Here is a 3,274-nt window from a genome sequence, read left to right on the forward strand (position 1 = left end):
TTAGAAATGATGGCTTCTTCCAATGCATTCTCGCTATTTTCAGGATTAATAGCATCAGGTGTTGATACTGGCTTGTTTTATGCGATTGATAATATTGAAACCTGCACTCAAGCTTTATGGGCATCCATACATGGAGCCGTATTGTTTGAACTATGCTATCCGACCACCGTCAACCTAGTTGAACTAAATCTACCTATTCTGATACGCGGTCTTTATAAGGAACCACCTCAACAGGAAGTTTAAACCTTAAATCAGAAAAAACCTCATCAGCAATGTGTTGAGGTATTTGGCAGAAGGAAATGCTAAGCTACTGTCTTGGCAACAACTAGATGTTGCTCTGATTTGGATTTTCCTGTGTAAAACTCCTCAACAATATCCAAACCCTCTTCTCCTAGTACGTTAAAAATGTTGTTCAATCCCATTTTTCCAAGTCACTGACAGATTTCACTATTGCCTGTGCAAAGTGATCACCCTGTTTGACGATCAAATAAAGTATATTGAACTCAGGATCATTAAAAATCATTTGTGATGAATCATAATCCAACAATCACAATTGAACATAAGCTGTACTAGAAGCGCAAATCTTAAATTTAATTGATCTTCAGTCCATCTCCTTGATGACTAAGAAATCTTTTTATGCAATGCAACAAAACAACCTATGCTTTTCATATAGTCGTATAATGAGTTTTTCAATGGATGTCGGAGAGCTATAGCTTCAATTTTAGAAATTCAGGATGAATATCAAGACTGGGGGTTCCAACTCACATTGTCTTTATTTAAATAATTAAACGTAAATAGTCCTACATTTTTAGCTAACGTATTCATCAATATTCTAGACAGTGTAATCTAGTGACTCTGTTTACGATAAAAAACTGCATCAACCTCAGAAAACATGGGCTTATATCAATACTCTGATTGAACTAGAAAAAAACAGAAGTAAGCCATTTGCTTTAGAGCATATTGATATATTTTTAGTTATCCATAAATCTATAAGTTTGGCAGCAATTAAGTAATACGATCACCTATAAAACTAATACTTGGATTTTCTCTCGACAAATTTGCTATGGAGAAATAACCTAACGAAGTCACAAAAAAATGATCATAATTACTGTAACATCCTTCCGCATCACGTCAATTCCCAAAAATCTCAATCCGATACTTACAATGAAATCTAAAGCAAAAAGTAGAACAATCTATTAAAAATATGATGCAAAAACACGGCTATTGTAAAACTCACTTTGTATACAAATCAATTTAAGCTTTGGCCTCATAAAATCACATTATTACTAATATAGTCTCAATATTTAACAATTAATCATCTACCAGCTATTCTCAATCCTGAAGATATGAGGTCAATGTCTTATAGAAATGTGCATAATCAAGTCCCCTTGACTTCATAAGCACTTCATTGATCTCTTCAACACTCCACCCTTGGTTCCTTGCTGAAGAAGCAAATAAAGTACTCAAAACAAATGGATGCTCGCCTTTCCTCAAATACAGCTTTTTTAACTTCTTTTTAGACATTCAATAAACAAAACTAACAAAACACCCATTGAAGATACATCTTATGACACAAAAATAATAGCTAGCAGTCTCAAATTAGTAAGTAAATTTTCAAAATCAAGTGGAGTTATAAAGACAAACTTCACAGTGTTACAAAAAAATTACAATGTAATATAGGTAGCAAAAACAAATATAAAACAATACCTTTCATGCAAGTGTTGAGAGAAAAACAATGAGTTTTATGTGATGAAGTTTGCATTTTTTTATATCAACTGTTAATTTCCGCCCATTACGACTTCAAGGCATTTTATTTGAAGTGTAATTAATTTTTTCCTTATCTAAACTTTACGAGAAAATACCATGAAAAAACTTGCTTTGATCGCTGCTCTTTCGGTTGTAGGAATTGCGAATGTTCAAGCTGCTGACGGTACAATTACAATTAATGGTTTAGTTACAGACAAAACTTGTGACATCGTTACCCCTGCAGGTAAAGACTTCACAGTTACTCTTCCAACTGTTTCTAAACAAACTTTAGCTGCAGCTGGGGATACAGCTGGCCGTACTCCTTTCCAAATCAACTTAGCTAACTGTTCTGAAGGTAAAGTAGCGACTTACTTCGAACCAGGTGCAACTGTTGACTTTAATTCTGGTCGTTTACTTAACCAAGATGCTACTGGTGCTAAAAACGTTGATGTTCAACTTTTAGGTGATAATAATAACTTCATCCCAGTACTTGCTGCGGGTGCAAATGGTACTCAAGCTAACTCTCAATGGGTTGACGTAGTTGAAGGCGCAAGTGCTGACCTTAACTACTATGCTGAATACTATGCAACTGGCGCTTCTACCGCTGGTAAAGTAAACACTTCTGTTCAATACACAATTATCTATCAATAATTGATGGATGAGAGGGTTTCTATGTTTACATGGAAACCCTCTTTTTGTGACGCTTTCCCGAATCATTCTTGGTTGAGAATTCTGAAATGAAATTGAACAGTTATAATTTTTTGTTAGGTTTGGCATTTGCTTCAGCAGTTGTTGCACCTGCTACTCAAGCAGAAATTGTAATTCATGGCACTCGTGTGATTTATCCTTCGGATGCTCGCGAAGTTACACTACAAGTTAGCAATAACGGTTCAAAACCAGCACTTGTCCAAGCTTGGATTGATGAAGGTGACCCAAAAAGCACTCCGGACCAATCAAAAGTACCTTTTATGATTGCTCCTCCTATTTCTCGTGTTGAGGCTACAAAAAGTCAGACCCTTCGTATTACTGCTCTGCCAACAGCTTCTCAGCTAAATCAGAAGCAAGAAACAGTTTTGTGGTTAAACGTTTTGGATATTCCCCCAAGACCAACTTCAAAAACTGAAAATACGACGCCTGATAATTTCCTGCAATTAGCAATTCGCTCACGTATTAAATTCTTTTATCGACCAGCTTCGATTAAAGACGATGCGAATTTAGCAGCTGATAAACTTCAATGGGTTAAATCTGGTCAAAATTTAACGGTAAAAAATCCAACTCCTTTTCATATCACGATGACCTCTGTTTACCAAAAGGCAGGTGATAAAAAAGTTGATTTATTACCTCAAGGGTTAATGATTAAGCCTTTTTCTGAAGACAAAGTCCCACTTAAAAATGGCAATCTTCAAGATATGAGTTTTATGAATGTCAATGACTATGGTGGTCGAGTTGAGCACCCGATAAAACTTCACTAACCAGATTTATCTTTTTAATAAATTTAAGCACCTATATGTGTAGGCGGACTTAGCTA

At 35.4% G+C, this 3,274-nt stretch carries 3 protein-coding genes; all 3 read left to right on the forward strand.

The features are described from left to right. Nucleotides 1–243: hypothetical protein (locus tag RMB03_RS00545; protein ID WP_311073116.1), on the forward strand; the 243-nt coding region annotated here is incomplete at its 5' end. Between the two features lie 1,620 nt (nt 244–1,863). Further along, nucleotides 1,864–2,397: a fimbrial protein gene (locus RMB03_RS00550; RefSeq protein ID WP_311073117.1), complete on the forward strand. Its 534-nt coding sequence runs from the start codon at nt 1,864–1,866 to the stop codon at nt 2,395–2,397. An 86-nt stretch (nt 2,398–2,483) separates the two neighbouring features. Next, nucleotides 2,484–3,218, forward strand: coding sequence for a fimbria/pilus periplasmic chaperone (locus RMB03_RS00555; RefSeq protein WP_311073119.1), 735 nt, complete (start codon nt 2,484–2,486; stop codon nt 3,216–3,218). The last annotated feature ends 56 nt before the right edge of the window (nt 3,219–3,274 follow it).

The sequence above is a fragment of the Acinetobacter sp. V91_7 genome, assembly GCF_031799075.1.
In the GTDB taxonomy this organism is placed as follows: Bacteria; Pseudomonadota; Gammaproteobacteria; order Pseudomonadales; family Moraxellaceae; genus Acinetobacter; species Acinetobacter calcoaceticus.

What these genes read in the sequence shown, in the direction of transcription:
- RMB03_RS00555 (WP_311073119.1), top strand. Translation starts at nt 2,484, where the DNA reads ATGAAATTGAACAGTTATAATTTTTTGTTAGGTTTGGCATTTGCTTCA.
- RMB03_RS00550 (WP_311073117.1), top strand. Translation starts at nt 1,864, where the DNA reads ATGAAAAAACTTGCTTTGATCGCTGCTCTTTCGGTTGTAGGAATTGCG.